Origin of the sequence: Streptomyces sp. NPDC091289 (genome assembly GCF_044757365.1) — a bacterium.
In the GTDB taxonomy this organism is placed as follows: domain Bacteria; phylum Actinomycetota; class Actinomycetes; order Streptomycetales; family Streptomycetaceae; genus Streptomyces.
Map to the genome: position 1 here is coordinate 111,347 of NZ_JBIVUT010000012.1, position 16,400 is coordinate 127,746.

At 68.6% G+C, this 16,400-nt stretch carries 12 protein-coding genes, 1 tRNA gene and 1 pseudogene; 9 read left to right on the forward strand and 5 right to left on the reverse strand.

Annotated elements, in window-relative coordinates:
• Nucleotides 1-54 precede the first annotated feature (54 nt).
• The 6 genes from ACIQPT_RS17825 (at nucleotide 55) to ACIQPT_RS17850 (ending at nucleotide 6,894) form a co-directional block, all read left to right on the forward strand.
• Complete coding sequence (locus ACIQPT_RS17825) at nucleotides 55-525, forward strand: PaaI family thioesterase (RefSeq protein WP_401156823.1); 471 nt, start codon at nucleotides 55-57, stop codon at nucleotides 523-525.
• Nucleotides 526-1,156: 631 nt separating this feature from the next.
• On the forward strand, nucleotides 1,157-2,368 hold the full coding sequence (locus ACIQPT_RS17830) for a branched-chain amino acid ABC transporter substrate-binding protein (protein WP_401156944.1): 1,212 nt from the start codon (nucleotides 1,157-1,159) through the stop codon (nucleotides 2,366-2,368).
• 117 nt (nucleotides 2,369-2,485) lie between these two features.
• A complete protein-coding gene (locus ACIQPT_RS17835; protein ID WP_359621799.1) occupies nucleotides 2,486-3,415 on the forward strand; it encodes a branched-chain amino acid ABC transporter permease in 930 nt (309 codons plus the stop codon).
• Nucleotides 3,415-5,208 carry a branched-chain amino acid ABC transporter permease gene (locus tag ACIQPT_RS17840; protein ID WP_401156824.1) on the forward strand — a complete coding sequence of 598 codons (1,794 nt, stop codon included), beginning with the start codon at nucleotides 3,415-3,417 and terminating at the stop codon, nucleotides 5,206-5,208. The genes ACIQPT_RS17835 and ACIQPT_RS17840 overlap by 1 nt, the downstream gene beginning before the upstream one ends.
• A gap of 4 nt (nucleotides 5,209-5,212) precedes the next feature.
• Nucleotides 5,213-6,181 carry an ABC transporter ATP-binding protein gene (locus ACIQPT_RS17845; RefSeq protein ID WP_401156825.1) on the forward strand — a complete coding sequence of 323 codons (969 nt, stop codon included), beginning with the start codon at nucleotides 5,213-5,215 and terminating at the stop codon, nucleotides 6,179-6,181.
• Nucleotides 6,178-6,894, forward strand: coding sequence for an ABC transporter ATP-binding protein (locus ACIQPT_RS17850; RefSeq protein ID WP_401156826.1), 717 nt, complete (start codon nucleotides 6,178-6,180; stop codon nucleotides 6,892-6,894). Before ACIQPT_RS17845 ends, ACIQPT_RS17850 begins: the two co-directional genes overlap by 4 nt.
• Nucleotides 6,895-6,967: 73 nt before the next feature.
• Here the strand turns inward: ACIQPT_RS17850 and ACIQPT_RS17855 are convergent, their stop codons facing one another.
• Nucleotides 6,968-7,624: an ANTAR domain-containing response regulator gene (locus ACIQPT_RS17855; protein WP_398615296.1), complete on the reverse strand. Its 657-nt coding sequence runs from the start codon at nucleotides 7,622-7,624 to the stop codon at nucleotides 6,968-6,970.
• Between the two features lie 97 nt (nucleotides 7,625-7,721).
• Between ACIQPT_RS17855 and ACIQPT_RS17860 the strand changes: the two genes are divergently transcribed.
• Nucleotides 7,722-7,796 (forward strand) — tRNA-Leu (locus ACIQPT_RS17860).
• A gap of 109 nt (nucleotides 7,797-7,905) precedes the next feature.
• Nucleotides 7,906-8,676, forward strand: a complete 771-nt coding sequence (locus ACIQPT_RS17865) for a transcriptional regulator (protein WP_401156827.1) — start codon at nucleotides 7,906-7,908, stop codon at nucleotides 8,674-8,676.
• Nucleotides 8,677-8,682: 6 nt separating this feature from the next.
• Here the strand turns inward: ACIQPT_RS17865 and pyk are convergent, their stop codons facing one another.
• Together pyk and ACIQPT_RS17875 are read right to left on the reverse strand one after the other, a co-directional pair.
• Nucleotides 8,683-10,122: a pyruvate kinase gene (gene pyk / locus ACIQPT_RS17870; RefSeq protein WP_401156828.1), complete on the reverse strand. Its 1,440-nt coding sequence runs from the start codon at nucleotides 10,120-10,122 to the stop codon at nucleotides 8,683-8,685.
• Nucleotides 10,123-10,242: 120 nt separating this feature from the next.
• Nucleotides 10,243-10,959: an SIMPL domain-containing protein gene (locus ACIQPT_RS17875; RefSeq protein WP_401156829.1), complete on the reverse strand. Its 717-nt coding sequence runs from the start codon at nucleotides 10,957-10,959 to the stop codon at nucleotides 10,243-10,245.
• Nucleotides 10,960-11,098: 139 nt separating this feature from the next.
• Here ACIQPT_RS17875 and ACIQPT_RS17880 point away from each other — a divergent pair, with 139 nt between their 5' ends.
• Entirely contained in the window at nucleotides 11,099-12,925 is a 1,827-nt protein-coding gene (locus ACIQPT_RS17880) for a bifunctional metallophosphatase/5'-nucleotidase (protein ID WP_401156830.1), read from the forward strand.
• Between the two features lie 72 nt (nucleotides 12,926-12,997).
• Here the strand turns inward: ACIQPT_RS17880 and ACIQPT_RS17885 are convergent, their stop codons facing one another.
• Nucleotides 12,998-14,425: a lysine N(6)-hydroxylase/L-ornithine N(5)-oxygenase family protein gene (locus ACIQPT_RS17885; RefSeq protein ID WP_401156831.1), complete on the reverse strand. Its 1,428-nt coding sequence runs from the start codon at nucleotides 14,423-14,425 to the stop codon at nucleotides 12,998-13,000.
• Nucleotides 14,426-14,754: 329 nt separating this feature from the next.
• Nucleotides 14,755-16,143, reverse strand: a pseudogene (locus ACIQPT_RS17890) (pyridoxal phosphate-dependent decarboxylase family protein); the annotation flags it as partial.
• Between the last annotated feature and the right edge of the window lie 257 nt (nucleotides 16,144-16,400).

The window sequence follows — 16,400 nt, forward strand, 5'->3', positions numbered from 1 at the left end:
GATAAGAACAGTGCAGACAGCAACGAACCAGCGCAGACGAACGGAGCCGGACCCATGGGCGAGCACACCGCACCCCTCTTCCCGCAGGAAGTCATCGACGAATACGCCGCACTCGGCGTCGACCTGCCCGCCCTCTTCTCCGCCGGCCACCTCGGCGAGCGCATGGGCGTGACCATCGTCGAGGCCTCCGCCGACCGCGTCGTCGGCACCATGCCCGTCGAAGGCAACACCCAGCCCTACGGACTCCTGCACGGCGGCGCCTCCGCCGTCCTCGCCGAGACCCTCGGCTCCATCGGCTCCATGCTCCACGGCGGAACCGCCAAGCTCGCCGTCGGCGTCGACCTGAACTGCACCCACCACCGAGGCGTCCGCAACGGCCTCGTCACCGGCGTCGCCACCCCCGTACACCGGGGCCGCTCCACCGCCACGTACGAGATCGTCATCACCGACGAACAGGACAAGCGGGTCTGCACCGCACGCCTCACCTGCCTCCTCCGCGACACCCCGAAGCCCGAAGCCGGCTGACCCCACCGCACACCAACCCCCGCACCTCACACGGAGACCTCACCTGCCCGGCCGGAATCGCACCCCGCGCATTCCGGCCGGGCAGTGCCATATCCCCACCAAAGAAAGGGCGTTGCCCACCACACTCGGTCAACACCCTTGACGCCGCGGCGCGTTCCATGAGCCACTCAACAGCCACATCAGCCTCAACGCCCCCGAGGCCCCGGACACCGATGTAACACTGCGTAACAAGCAGGAAATGCGGGATCCAGCCGCGCACCCCGGCCCGAACCACCCGGGACACTTCGCCGCGCCCCCGCGACCATCGACCCGTGTCAGCACCAAGATCACCTCAAGCCCCTTAGCAGAGCTGCGCGTTCTCACCATGTGGTCATTCCGCACTCCCGTCGAAACCCGCACATGTCCTCACAGGAACCTCAAGCCTTGCTCAAGGGCATAACAAGAGAGTCACATCCGCCGCCGACCAGTCCCGATGGCCCCCGGCTGCGCTTAGAGTCACCGCCAGTCACCGCGCCGCCGGGCGCGTCTGCTGCACGGCCCTGTACCAACTCAGTACGGCCCGGCGACCGACACGGCACCTCACGCAGAGGAGGCCGCGCCAGGGAAAGGACCTTTCGTGCGACACCGTTCTTTGCTCATACTCACCTCAGTGCTCACCACCGGAGCACTGACCCTCACCGCCTGCGGGTCGCGTGACGACAGCAGCGGCGGCAGCGGCGACGGAGGCAACCAGACGGTCGTCATCGGCCTCGACGCCCCCCTGACCGGCGACCTGTCCGCCCTGGGCCTCGGCATCAAGAACTCCGCCGAGCTCGCCGTGAAAACGGCCAACAAGGACAAGACCGTCCCCGGCATCACCTTCAAGCTGCAGGCCCTCGACGACCAGGCCCAGCCCTCCGTCGGCCAGCAGAACGCAGTCAAACTGATCGACACCAAAGAGGTCTTCGGTGTCGTCGGCCCGCTGAACTCCGGCGTCGCCCAGTCGATGCAGAAGCCGCTCAACGACGCCAAGCTGACCCAGGTCTCCCCCGCCAACACCGGCACCGAGCTGACCCAGGGCAACAACTGGAAGTCCGGCGACAAGAAGCGCCCGTACGCTTCCTACTTCCGCACCGCCACCACCGACCAGATCCAGGGCGCCTTCGCGGCCAAGTACCTCTTCGAGACCGCGAAGATCAAGGACGTCTACCTCATCGACGACCAGAAGCCCTATGGCGCCGGTCTCGCCGCCTCCTTCAAGGCGACGTTCACCGAGCTCGGCGGCAAGATCGTCGGCACCGACCACGTGAACCCCGAGGACCGCGACTTCAACTCCGTCGCCACCAAGGTCAAGAGCTCCGGCGCCAAGGCCGTCTACTACGGCGGCGAATACCCCGCCGGCGCCCCCCTGAGCCAGCAGATCAAGGACAGCATCAAGCTCCCCTTCATGGGCGGCGACGGCATGTACAGCGCCGACTTCATCTCCCTCAACAAGAAGGCCGAGGGCGACATCGCCACCTCCGTCGGCAAGCCCGTCGAGGAGCTCGAGTCCGCCAAGAAGTTCATCGCGGACTACAAGACCGCCGGATACAAGGACGCCTACGAGGCCTACGGCGGCGGCACCTACGACGCCACCTGGGCCATCATCGAGGCCGTCAAGATCGTCGCCGCCGAGAACGACGGCAAGATCCCCGCTGACGACGGCCGCGCCAAGGTCCTCGAAGCCATGGACAAGGTCAAGTTCGAAGGCGTCACCGGCCCCGTCTCGTTCGACGAATTCGGCGACACCACCAACACCCTGATGACCGCCTACCAGGTCACCGGCGGCAAGTGGGTCTCCAAGCTCAGCAGCACCGTCGAGTAACCACCGGCCGGGGCAGCCACCCCCCGCCACCATCACACAAAGCAACCAGACCGCGCGGGAGCGCTACGAGCCCTCCCGCGCGGTGCCATATCCGAACCACTCCACGGAGGCCCTGCGGTGAACGAACTGCCGCAACAGCTGGCCAACGGACTCATCCTCGGCGCGATGTACGGTCTCATCGCGATCGGTTACACGATGGTCTACGGAATCATCCAGCTCATCAACTTCGCACACGGCGAGATCTTCATGATCGGGGGCTTCGGAGCCCTCACGGTCTACCTCGGGCTTCCGTCCGGATTCTCCCTCATCGCTGCGATACCCCTCATGATCGTCGGCGGCGTCATAGCCGCCGTCGCCATCAGCATGGCCGCCGAACGCTTCGCCTACCGGCCCCTGCGCGGCGGCCCACGCCTGGCACCACTCATCACCGCCATCGGGCTCTCCCTCGCCCTCCAGCAAGCGGTATGGATGTGGTACCCCAACGCCACGAAGGACCGCTCCTTCCCCCAGTTCGAAGGCGAAGCCTTCGACATCCTCGGCGCCACCATCCAGCGCGGTGACATCTTCGTCCTCGTCGTGGCCCCCCTGTGCATGCTCGCCCTCGGCTTCTTCGTCTCCAAGACCCGGGCCGGCCGCGGCATGCAGGCCACCTCGCAGGACCCCGACACCGCCAAGCTCATGGGCATCAACACCGACCGCATCATCGTCATGGCCTTCGCCATCGGTGCCGCGTTCGCCGCCGTCGCCGCCGTCGCCTACGGGCTCAAGAACGGCCAGATCGGCTTCCGCATGGGCTTCATCATGGGCCTCAAGGCCTTCACCGCGGCCGTCCTCGGCGGCATCGGCAACATCTACGGCGCCATGCTCGGCGGCATCGTCCTCGGCGTCGCCGAAGCCCTCGCCACCGGCTACATGAGCGAAGTTCCCGGCATGGAACTCTTCGGCGGCGGCGCCTGGAAGGACGTATGGGCCTTCGCCCTCCTCATCATCGTCCTCCTCGTACGCCCCCAGGGCCTGCTCGGCGAACGCGTCGCGGATCGGGCGTGATGACCATGACCACCAACACCACGCCCACCAACAGCGCCCTCATCGCGCTGCCCGCGGCCCGCCACCTCACCACCGCGGGCGCGGCCATCGCCCTCGTCGGCACCTTCCTCGCCTGGACCTGGACCGCCGAGTTCCCCGGCGACCTGACCGTCACCGGCTACCCCGGCGGCCTCCAGGTCCTCACCCTCGTCGGCGCCGCCCTCACCCTCCTGCTCGCCCTCTCGGGCTACGGGATCAAGGGGCTCGGCTGGCTCACACCCGGCGGAACCAACAGCTCCGTCCGGCTCGCCGCCATCGGCGTCCTCGGCACCACCGGCTTCGCCGTCGGCGCCATCTCCGTCAAGCTCGGCGGCGTCGTCAACCTGGAACCCGGCGCCTGGATCAGCCTCGCCGGCGCCCTCATCGCCGTCATCGCCTCCCTCGGCCTCACCGCCGACCAGGAACTCGACGACACCACCCGCCCCACCCCGCTCAACCGCTTCGTCAACAGCCTCCGGGCCCCCGCGCCCGAACGCTCCAAGGAACTCCCCAACTGGGCCGAGATCCTCATCATCGCCGCGGCCTTCGGCGTCGCCCTCTACGTCTTCACGTACGGCATCGACACCGACTACGCCGAGCTCTTCATCGGCTACATCATCAGCGTCGCGTTCGGCTTCACCGCGCTGACCCGGGCAGGAATCATCGCCCGCGTCACCCGGCTGACCACCAAGCACCGCAACGTCACCCTGGTCGCCGCACTCGTCGCGGCGTTCTGCTTCCCCTTCACCCAGCAGAACGAGCAGTACGCCCTCATCGGCGCGAACATCCTCATCTTCGCGACCGTCGCACTCGGCCTCAACGTCGTCGTCGGCCTCGCCGGCCTCCTCGACCTCGGATACGTCGCCTTCCTCGGCGTCGGCGCCTACGCCGCCGCCCTGGTCTCCGGATCCCCGCTCTCACCGGTCGGCGTCCAGTTCCCCTTCTGGGCCGCCGTCCTCACCGGCGCCGCCGCATCACTCGTCTTCGGCGTCGTCATCGGCGCCCCGACCCTGCGGCTCCGCGGCGACTACCTCGCCATCGTCACCCTCGGCTTCGGAGAGATCTTCCGGCTCACCGTCAACGCCCTCAACGGCGTCAGCGGCCCGGACCTCACCAACGGCTCCCAGGGCATCCCGAGCATCCCCGACCTCAACCTCTTCGGCTTCGACTTCGGCATCAGCCACGACATCGCCGGGTTCACCCTCGGCAGGTCGGCCAACTACTACCTGCTGATGCTCGTCTTCACCGCCGTCGTCGTCCTGGTCTTCCGACGCTCCGGAGAATCCCGCATCGGCCGCGCCTGGGTCGCCATCCGCGAGGACGAGACCGCGGCCACCGCCATGGGCATCAACGCCTTCCGGCTCAAGCTGCTCGCCTTCGCCCTCGGCGCCACCCTCGCCGGCCTCGCCGGTACCGTCCAGGCCCACGTCTCCTACACCGTGACGCCCGAGCAGTACCAGTTCGCCGGCTCCGTACCCCCGAACTCCGCCTTCCTCCTCGCCGCCGTCATCCTCGGCGGCATGGGAACCCTCAGCGGACCCCTCGTCGGCGCGGCCCTGCTCTACCTCATCCCGGCCAAGCTCCAGTTCATGCAGGACTACCAGCTCTTCATCTTCGGCATCGCGCTGATCCTGCTCATGCGCTTCCGCCCCGAAGGCCTCGTCGCCGACCGCAGGAAGCAGCTCGAGTTCCACGAGACAGGCCAACTCGACGTACCGGCCGAGGACGCCCCACTCACCCAGACGACCGCCGGCACCACGAAGGCGGGGGCGTGATCACATGACCACCGAAACCACCACCCCGACCGCCACCACGGTCCTCGACGCCAGCGGCGTCACCATGCGGTTCGGCGGACTCACCGCCGTACGAGGAGTCGACCTCACCGTCAACAGCGGCGAGATCGTCGGTCTCATCGGCCCCAACGGAGCCGGCAAGACCACCTTCTTCAACTGCCTCACCGGCCTCTACATCCCCACCGAGGGCAAGGTCAGCTACAAGGGCACGGTCCTGCCCCCCAAGCCCCACCTCGTCACCAAGGCCGGCATCGCCCGCACCTTCCAGAACATCCGGCTCTTCGCCAACATGACCGTCCTGGAAAACGTCCTCGTCGGACGCCACACCCGGACCAAGGAAGGCCTCTGGTCGGCCCTCCTGCGCCTCCCCGGCTACCACAAGGCCGAAGACGCCAGCCGCGAACGCGCCATGGAACTCCTGGAGTTCATCGGCCTCCAGGACAAGGCCGACCACCTCGCGCGCAACCTCCCCTACGGAGACCAGCGCAAGCTGGAAATCGCCCGCGCACTGGCCAGCGACCCCGGTCTCCTCCTCCTGGACGAGCCCACCGCCGGCATGAACCCCCAGGAAACCCGCGTCACCGAAGAACTCATCTTCGCCATCCGGGACCAGGGCATCGCCGTCCTCGTCATCGAGCACGACATGCGGTTCATCTTCAACCTCTGCGACCGCGTCGCCTGCCTCGTCCAGGGCGAGAAGCTCGTCGAAGGCACCCCCGGCGACGTCCAGGCGGACGAACGCGTCGTCGCCGCCTACCTCGGCACCCCCTTCGAAGGCGCCCCCGGCGCCGAAGAAGTCGCCGAGGTCGAAGCCGCCGAGGCCCACGCCGAAGCCGCGGCCCCGGCCAAACCGGCCCCGGCGAAGACCGCCGCCGGCACGCCGGCCGACGACACACCGGCCGACGGCACCGCGCCCGACGACACCACCAGCACCGATGAGGAGGGCACCCGATGACCGCACTGCTAGAGGTCGAAGACCTCCGGGTCGCCTACGGCAAGATCGAAGCGGTCAAGGGCATCTCCTTCACCGTCGACGCCGGCCAGGTCGTCACCCTCATCGGCACCAACGGCGCGGGCAAGACCACCACCCTGCGCACCCTCTCCGGACTGCTCAAGCCGCTCAGCGGCCGCATCCTCTTCGAGGGCCAGCCGCTGGCCAACATCCCCGCCCACAAGATCGTCTCCCTGGGCATCGCCCACTCCCCCGAGGGTCGCCACATCTTCCCCCGGCTGACGATCACCGAGAACCTCCTCCTCGGCGCCTACCTCCGCAACGACAAGGCAGGCATCGAGAAGGACGTCCAGCGCGCCTACGACCTCTTCCCCATCCTCGGGGAACGCCGGAAGCAGGCCGCGGGCACCCTCTCGGGCGGCGAACAGCAGATGCTCGCCATGGGACGCGCCCTCATGTCCCAGCCCAAGCTGCTCATGCTCGACGAGCCCTCCATGGGGCTCTCCCCGATCATGATGCAGAAGATCATGGAGACCATCGTCGAGCTCAAGGCGGCGGGCACCACGATCCTGCTCGTCGAGCAGAACGCCCAGGCCGCCCTGTCCCTCGCGGACCAGGGTCACGTCATGGAGGTCGGCAAGATCGTCCTCTCCGGCGCCGGCTCGGACCTGCTCCACGACGAGTCGGTCCGCAAGGCGTACCTCGGCGAGGACTGACACCCCTGCCGTACGGAAGAGGCCCGCACCCGGTTCGCCCGGGTGCGGGCCTCTCTCGTGATGCGCTACGCGGCTACTCGGCCGACTTCTTCTTCTCCTCGGCGTCCTCGATCAACGCCTCCGCCAGCTGCTGCATCGACATCCGGCGGTCCATCGACGTCTTCTGGATCCACCGGAACGCGGCCGGCTCGGAGAGCCCGTAATCCGTCTGCAGGATGCTCTTCGCCCGGTCCACCAGCTTCCGGGTCTCCAGCCGCTGGGACAGGTCCGCGATCTCGCTCTCCAGCGCCTTCAGCTCCGCGAACCGGGAGACGGCCATCTCGATCGCCGGCACCACGTCGCTCTTGCTGAACGGCTTCACCAGATACGCCATGGCCCCGGCGTCCCGGGCCCGCTCGACGAGGTCGCGCTGCGAGAAGGCGGTGAGCATCAGGACCGGGGCGATGGACTCCTCGGCGATCTTCTCGGCGGCGGAGATCCCGTCGAGGACCGGCATCTTCACGTCCAGGATGACGAGGTCCGGCTTGTGCTCCCGGGCCAGCTCGACGGCCCGCTGCCCGTCGCCCGCCTCACCGACGACGGAGTAGCCCTCCTCCTCCAGCATCTCCTTGAGGTCGAGGCGGATGAGGGCCTCGTCCTCGGCGATGACGACACGGGTCGTCAGCGGCGGGACGTGCGACTTGTCGTCGTCGACGGCGTCTACGGGCTGGGGCGACTCGGGGGTGGTCACGGGGCTCCTCGGTATGGGGCAGATACTGCTGCCACGAGCCTACCTAGCTCCTGTAAGGTAGTGACCCGCAGGGCAGCAATGACCCTTCCTTTCTAAGGCCCCAGTACTCCAACTGGTTAGAGAGGCCGCTCTCAAACAGCGGACAGTGTGGGTTCGAATCCCACCTGGGGCACTTTTCCTTGGATTCCAAGGCGCAACACCGTTTAGTGAACTTCACTTGATCTGATTACGTGCGCGCCATTCCACGCCGGATCGCCGCTTGTGCGACAAGACTCGGCAGCATGTACGACGTGGGAACCCGCGAGCGAGTTCTGGCTCTGGTCGCGCAAGGACGCAGCCTCAATTCCGTGAGCAAGCAGACCGGCATTTCGCGCGCCGCCATTCGTTCCTGGCAGACGCGCCTGGAACCGCTCGGTCGGGGTGTCCCCTGCCCGAGGTGCTCCGAAGCACCCACTGCGATCGAGAACCCCTCCTCGTACGCCTACCTACTGGGGCTCTACCTCGGGGACGGCTGCATCAGTGCGACCAGACGAGGCGTGCACTCCCTGCGCATCGCGTGCGCCGACGCGTGGCCAGGTCTCATCGACGCCTGCGCCGAAGCAATACAGATCGCGCGACCGCACAACAAGGTCTGCCGGGTGGCAAGTGCGGGCTGCCAGTACGTCACTTCCTTCAGCAAGCACTGGCCTTGTCTCTTCCCTCAGCACGGCCCCGGCAAGAAGCACAACCGCCGGATTACCTTGGAACCGTGGCAGCAGCAGATCGTGGACGCTCATCCCTGGGATTTCATCCGCGGCCTCATCCACTCCGACGGCTGCCGGATCATCAACTGGGCCACGCGCCTGGTCCGTGGCGAACGCAAGCGGTACGAGTACCCCCGGTACTTCTTCACCAACAGGTCCGACGACATCCGCAAGCTCTTCAGCGACACCCTCACCGCCGTAGGTGTCGAGTGGACCACCCTTGCGCGCGGCAGCAAACCGCTCAACATCTCCGTAGCCCGACGGGCATCCGTCGCCCTCATGGATGCGCACGTCGGGCCTAAATACTGAGCCGCCCTACTTCGGGCTGTCGTCCTCGCCGATGTGGTGGACGCGGACCAGGTTCGTGGAGCCCGCGACGCCGGGCGGGGAGCCGGCGGTGATGACCACGACGTCGCCCTTCGCGCAGCGGCCGATGCGCAGCAGCTCCTCGTCGACCTGGGCGACCATCGCGTCCGTGGAGTCGACCTTCGGGCCGAGGAAGGTCTCGACGCCCCAGGTGAGGTTGAGCTGGGCGCGGGTGGCTTCGTCGGGGGTGAAGGCGAGGAGCGGGATGGGTGAGCGGTAGCGGGAGAGGCGTTTGACCGTGTCGCCGCTCTGGGTGAAGGCGACGAGGAATTTCGCGCCGAGGAAGTCGCCCATCTCGGCGGCCGCGCGGGCCACCGCGCCGCCCTGGGTGCGGGGCTTGTTGCGTTCGGTGAGGGGCGGGAGGCCCTTGGCGAGGATGTCTTCCTCGGCGGCCTCGACGATGCGGGACATGGTGCGGACGGTCTCGATGGGGTACTTGCCGACGCTGGTCTCGCCGGAGAGCATCACCGCGTCGGTGCCGTCGATGATGGCGTTGGCGACGTCGGATGCTTCGGCGCGGGTGGGGCGGGAGTTGTCGATCATCGAGTCGAGCATCTGGGTGGCGACGATGACGGGTTTGGCGTTGCGTCGGGCGAGCTTGATGGCGCGTTTCTGGACGATGGGGACTTGTTCCAGGGGCATTTCGACGCCGAGGTCGCCGCGGGCGACCATGATGCCGTCGAAGGCGGCGACGATGTCGTCGATGTTGTCGACGGCCTGGGGCTTCTCGACCTTGGCGATGACGGGGAGGCGGCGGTTCTCCTCGTCCATGATGCGGTGGACGTCGTCGATGTCGCGTCCGGTGCGGACGAAGGACAGGGCGATGATGTCGGCGCCGGTGCGCAGGGCCCAGCGGAGGTCGTCGATGTCCTTCTCGGAGAGGGCAGGGACGGAGACGGCGACGCCGGGGAGGTTGAGTCCCTTGTTGTCGGAGACCATGCCGCCTTCGATGACGGTGGTGTGGACGCGGGGGCCGTCGACGTCGGTGACTTCGAGGGTGACGCGGCCGTCGTCGACGAGGATGCGTTCGCCGGTGGTGACGTCGGCGGCGAGGCCGTCGTAGGTGGTGCCGCAGATGTCGCCGGTGCCCTGGCCTTCGAGGGGTTCGACGGTGATGGTGAAGGTGTCGCCGCGTTCAAGGAGTACGGGGCCTTCGCGGAAGCGTCCGAGGCGGATCTTCGGGCCTTGAAGGTCGGCGAGGATGCCGACGTTGCGGCCGGTCTCCTCGGACGCCTTGCGCACGTGGTGGTAGCGCTCTTCGTGTTCGGCGTAGGTGCCGTGGCTGAGGTTGAAGCGGGCGATGTCCATTCCCGCTTCGACCAGGGCTTTGATCTGGTCGTATGTGTCGGTTGCGGGTCCCAGGGTACAAACGATTTTCGCTCGGCGCATGGTTCGAGACTAAACCTTACCTACGGGTAGGTATTTGGCTCTGCGTGACACCTCAACAACCTTTGGATGAAGGGTTATTGACAAGTGTTGAATTGTGCGGCGGGGCGCTCTGATGAGCGTTTATCCGAGGTTCGGTGGGATGAGGGTGAAGGATGCCTCGACCTGGGCGTCGACGGTCTGGCGTACGGGTTCGAGGTCGATGGGGGCGGCGTCGATGGCCGCTTCCGTGCCGGCGCCTCCGAAGGAGGCCTGGGTGGAGAAGGCGGCGCGGGCCATGCGGGGGCCGCCGCCGACGCCGGTGTCGCTGAGTTCGAGGAGGGCGTCGAGGCGGGTGTCGAGGGCTTCGGCGTATTCGCGGGCGCGCTGGAGGGCTTCCTGGACGGCTTGGCGGCGGGCGGCGGCGTGGTGGGGGGAGGTGGGGCGCAGGGCCCACCAGGGGCCGTCGACGCGGGTGAGGTCGTGGTCGGCGAGTCGGGTGACGAGTTCGCCGAGGGTGGTGAAGTCGTTGAGGGTGGCGGTGAGTTGGATGCTGCCGTGGTAGGCGCGGATGCGTTCGGCGCGACCGTGGCGGGTGAGTTCGGGGCGGATGGTGAGGGTGCCGGTTTCGAGTTTTTCCACGGCGTCGCCGTAGGTCTTGATGAGGTCGAGGGTGGTGGTGTTGCGGCGGGTGAGGTCGTCGAGGGTGGTGCGGCGGTCGGTGTTGCGGGCGGTGAGGGTGATGGTGATGTGGGCGATTTCGGGGTCGACTTCGAGGTGGGCTTCGCCCCGGACGGTGACGTGGGGGGCGGTGGGGGTGCCGTAGGAGTGGTGGGGCGCGGGGGTGGGGGTTTCGGTCATGCGTTCACTGTGGCACGGGGGTGGTGTGTCGTGGTGTGTGTCGCGTGGTCATCAGATCGAAACCTGCGTGGGGTGTTGTGCGTGGTGGTGGCTGGGCCAGAATCTACGCGCGTTGCCCTACTGAACGAGGAGTGAAGAGATGCCGTTGAACCGTAGGACGTTTCTGGGCCGTTCGGCTGCCGCCGGTGCGGGTGTGGCGATGACGGGCGGTGCGGTCGTGGGGTCGGCCGGTGCGGCGGAGGCGACGGGGCATGGCCACGGGCATGGTCATGGGCGGCCTCCGAAGCGGTACTCGTTCACGGTGATGGGCACGACGGATCTGCACGGGAACGTCTTCAACTGGGACTACTTCACGGACAAGGAGTACGACGACAGCGACCACAACGATGTCGGTCTGGCGAAGATCTCGACGTTGGTGGACCGGGTGCGCCGGGAGAAGGGCCGCCGGAACACGCTGTTGATCGACGCGGGTGACACGATCCAGGGCACGCAGTTGTCGTACTACTACGCGAAGGTCGATCCGATCACGGCGCGGCGTGGTCCGGTGCATCCGATGGCGCAGGCGATGAACGCGATCGGCTACGACGCGGCGGCGCTGGGGAATCACGAGTTCAATTACGGCATTCCGGTGCTGCGGAAATTCGAGGAGCAGTGCGATTTTCCGCTGCTGGGGGCGAATGCGCTGGATGCGAAGACGTTGCGGCCGGCGTTCGCCCCGTATGTCATCAAGCGGATGCGGACGCCGTACGGGCGTGATGTTCGGGTGGCGGTGCTGGGGCTGACGAATCCCGGTGTCGCGATCTGGGACAAGGCGAATGTGGGCGGGAAGATGGTGTTCCCGGGTCTGGAGGAGCAGGCGGCGAAGTGGGTGCCGAAGCTGCGGTCGATGGGTGCGGACGTGGTGATCGTGTCGGCGCATTCGGGTTCTTCGGGGACGTCGTCGTGGGGTGATCAGTTGCCGTACGTGGAGAACGCGGCGGCGCTGGTGGCGGAGCAGGTGCCGGGGATCGACGCGATTCTGGTGGGGCACGCGCATGTGGAGATCGCCGAGCACTTCGTGACGAACAAGGAGACCGGGAAGCGGGTCGTGCTCTCGGAGCCGGCGAAGTGGGGGCAGCGGCTGACGCTGTTCGACTTCGATCTGGTGTGGGAGAAGGGCCGTTGGACGGTGGAGAAGGCCGGTTCGCAGGTGCTGAACTCCAACACCGTGCCCGAGGACCGGAAGGTGACGTCGTTGCTGCGGCGCGAGCACCGCAAGGTGGTGGAGTACGTCAACCAGGTGATCGGTACGTCGGTGGTGGCGATGTCGACGGCGGACGCGCCGTGGAAGGACGAGCCGATCATCGATCTGATCAACCAGGTGCAGACGGAGACGGTGGCGGCGGCGTTGGCGGGTGGCGAGTTCGCGGCGCTGCCGGTGCTGTCGCAGGCTTCGTGTTTCTCGCGGACGGCGGGGGTTCCGGCCGGTGATGTGACGATCAAGGACGCGGCGGGGCTGTATCCGTTCGAGAACACGCTGGAGGCGCGGCTGCTGACGGGTGCCCAGTTGAAGGACTACCTGGAGTATTCGGCGCGGTATTACGTGCAGACGCCGGCGGGCGGTCCGGTGGACACGGCGAAGCTGACGAACGCGGACGGGATTCCCGACTACAACTACGACGCGGTGTCGGGGGTGACGTACGACGTCGATATCGCGAAGCCGGTGGGTTCGCGGATCGTGGGGTTGTCGTTCGAGGGGGCGGCGATCGATCCGGCGGCGCGGTTCGTGTTCGCGGTGAACAACTACCGGGCGAGCGGTGGGGGGAACTTCCCGCATGTGCCGGGTGCGCAGCAGGTGTGGGCGGATTCGGACGAGATCCGGAACACGATCATCGGGTGGGTGCGGGAGAAGGGGTCGGTGGATCCGGCGGCGTTCGCTTCGGTGGGGTGGCGGCTGACGCGTGAGGGGACGCCGGTGTTCCCGTAACGCTGGGTGGTGTGCTGGTTCGGCCCGGGTCTCCCTTCGGTGGGGGCCCGGGCCGTTCGTTGTGCGGGGGGGTCAGACGGACTGGCTGAGGGGGACGAGGGCGGGGGCCTGGGTGGGGATTCTCGGTGGTTGGGGGGCGAGGCCGAAGGTGGTGAAGGCGGTGCGTTCGGGGAGGGGGTAGGGGGTGGCGCCGGTGAGGTTGTTGAGGATGGTGGCGCTGCGCCAGGCGGCGAGGCCGAGGTCGGGGGCGCCGACTCCGTGGGTGTGGCGTTCGGCGTTCTGTACGTAGACGTGTCCGGTGACGGCGTGGTCGAGGATCAGGCGGTACTGGTCGTCGATGCGGGGGCGGTGGGAGGCGTCGCGGCGGAGGTAGGGGTCGAGGCCGCCGAGGATGGCGTCGAGGGGGCGTTCGCGGTAGCCGGTGGCGAGGATGACGGCGTCGGTGGTGAGGCGGGAGCGGGTGCCTTGCTGGGTGTGTTCGAGGTGGAGTTCGACGCGGGTGTTGGCGACGCGGCCCGCGGTGCGGACGTGGACGCCGGGGGTGAGGGTGGCGTCGGGCCAGCCGCCGTGGAGGGTGCGGCGGTAGAGCTCGTCGTGGATGGCGGCGATGGTGTCGGCGTCGATGCCTTTGTGGAGCTGCCATTGGCGGGGGACGAGTTCGTCGCGGGCGGATTCGGGCAGCGCGTGGAAGTAGCGGCTGTAGTCGGGGGTGAAGTGCTCCAGGCCGAGTTTGGAGTACTCCATGGGCGCGAAGGCCTGGGTGCGGGCGAGCCAGTGGATGTTCTCGGCGCCTTCGGGGCGGGCGCGCAGGAGGTCGAGGAAGATCTCGGCGCCGGACTGGCCGGATCCGATGACGGTGATGTGGTCGGCGGTGAGGAGCCGTTCGCGGTGGCGGAGGTAGTCGGCGGAGTGGAGTACGGGGACGGATTCGGCTTCGGCGAGGGGTTTGAGGGGTTCGGGGACGAAGGGTTCGGTGCCGATGCCGAGGGCGATGTGGCGGGCGTAGGCGCGGCCGAGGGCTTCGGCTTCGCCGTCGCGGTCGAGTTGGGTGAAGTCGACTTCGAAGAGGGCGCGGTCGGTGTTCCAGCGGACGGCGTCGACCTGGTGGCCGAAGTGGAGGCCGGGGAGTTGTTCGCTGACCCAGCGGCAGTAGGCGTCGTATTCGGCTCGTTGGATGTGGAAGCGCTCGGCGAAGTAGAAGGGGAAGAGGCGGTCGCGGGTGCGGAGGTAGTTGAGGAAGCTCCAGGGGCTGGTGGGGTCGGCGAGGGTGACGAGGTCGGCGAGGAAGGGGACCTGGAGGCTGGCGCCGTCGAGGAGGAGTCCGGGGTGCCAGTGGAAGGCGGGGCGTTGTTCGTAGAAGGTCGCGGCGAGGGGGCGGGGGTCGCCGGGGGCTGCGGGGATGTTGTGGGCGAGGGCGGCGAGGGAGAGGTTGAAGGGGCCGATGCCGATGCCGACGAGGTCGTGTGGCTGGTCGGGTGCGGGGGCGGGCCGGTCGGTCATCGCGGGGTGTCGCCTTCCGTGGGGTGAGGGGTGGGGTGGGTGTGGGGTGCGCCGCCGCCGGGGGTGGCGGGCGGGTGGGTGAGGGGGGCGGTGGTGGGGGTGCCGGTCACGTGGCCGGTGGGGTGGTTGGTGGTGGTGCCGGTGGAGTGGTCGGCCGGGGCGCCGGTCACGAGGCCGCCTGAGGTGCCGGTGCCGGTGCCGAGGTCGGTGGGGGTGCCCGTCACGAGGTCGGCCGGGGTGTCGGCCACGGGGGTGGCAGGGGTGCCGGTGGGGTGGTCGACAGGGGTGCCGGTGGGGTGGTCGGCGGGGGTGCCGGTGGGGCGGTCGGTGGTGGTGCCGGTCACGAGGTCGGCTGTGGTGTCGGTGACGAGGTCCAGGAGTGCTTGGAGGTCGTCGGGGGTGGTGTGGGGGTTGAGGAGGGTCGCCTTCAGCCAGAGGCGGCCTTCGGCGTGGGCGCGGCCGAGGACGGCGTGGCCGCGTTGGAGGAGGGTGCGGCGGACGGTGGCGACGGTGTGGTCGTCGGTTCCGGTGGGGCGGAAGAGGACGGTGCTGATGGTGGGGCGGTCGTAGAGGTCGAGGGTGGGGGTCTTGGTGACGAGGTCGGCGAGGTGGTGGGCGGTGGCGACGGTGCGGTCGAGGAGGTCGGCGAGTCCGGTGCGGCCGAGGGCCTGGAGGGTGACGGCGATCTTGAGGGCGTCGGGGCGGCGGGTGGTGCGCAGGGAGCGGCCGAGGAGGTCGGGGAGGCCGGCTTCGGTGTCGTCGTCGGCGTTGAGGTAGGGGGCGTGGTGGTGGAGGGGGGTGAGGTGGTGGCGTTCGGGTACGGCGAGGAGGCCGGCGGATGCGGGTTGCCAGCCGAGTTTGTGCAGGTCGAGGGTGACGCTGTGGGCGCGGTCGAGGCCGTGGAGGAGGGTGCGGTGGGTGGGGCTGAAGAGGAGGGGCCCGCCGTAGGCGGCGTCGATGTGGAGTTCGGCGCCGTGGGTGGTGCAGAGGTCGGCGATGGCGTCGAGGGGGTCGATCTCGCCGGTGTCGGTGGTGCCGGCGGTGGCGACGACGAGGAGGGGGCGGTGGAGTTCGGTGAGGGCTTCGTCGAGGGCGGCGAGGTCGAGGGTGCCGGTGGGGGCGGGGACGACGACGGGTTCGGGGAGGCCGAGGAGCCAGGCGGCGCGGGCGATGCTGTGGTGGGCGTTGGCGCCGCAGACGGTCTGTACGGGGCCGTGGCGTTCGCGGGCGAGGAGCAGGGCGAGTTGGTTGGCCTCGGTGCCGCCGGTGGTGATGACGGCGTCGGGTGAGGGGGTGTTCGGGTAGATCTCGGTGGCGAGTGCGCTGGTGAGATCGGCTTCCATGGCGGAGGCGGCGGGGGCCTGGTCCCAGGAGTCCATGGAGGGGTTGAGGGCGCTGGCGGCGAGGTCGGCGGCGGCCGCCAGGGCGAGGGGCGGGGTGTGGAGGTGGGCGGCGCAGTGGGGGTGGGCGGGGTCGGCGGCGCCTGCGGCGAGGGCGGTGACGTAGGAGCGCAGGGCTTGGTGGGCGCCGGTGCCGTGGTCGGGGATGAGGGGGTGGGTGGCGGTGCGGGTGCGGGGGGTGACGGTGTCGGGTCCGCCGGCGGGGAGGGGGCCGCCGCGGAGGGCCGCGCCGTCGTGGAGTGCGGTGAGGACGGTGTCGATGAGGGGGCGCAGTGCGTCGGGGCCTGCGGTGCCTCCGGCGAGGGGCGGGGTGGGCATGGGTGGGGTGGTCCTTCGGGGTGCGCGGGGGTGGACATGCCAGCTTGTCCCGGGTTTCGGGTGGCGCGGCCGAAGAGGTCAACGATCTGAACTCGAAAGGGGTACTGGCGGCCGGTGTGGCCGGGGTGGGGAGGGGCGGGATGGTAGGGGTGTGCGGTTGGTGGACGGGCGTGCGGGTGCGTAGGCGTGCGGGCGTACGGGTGCGTAGGCGTGCGGGCGTGCGGGTGCGTAGGCGTGCAGGTGGGGCGGTCTCGCCT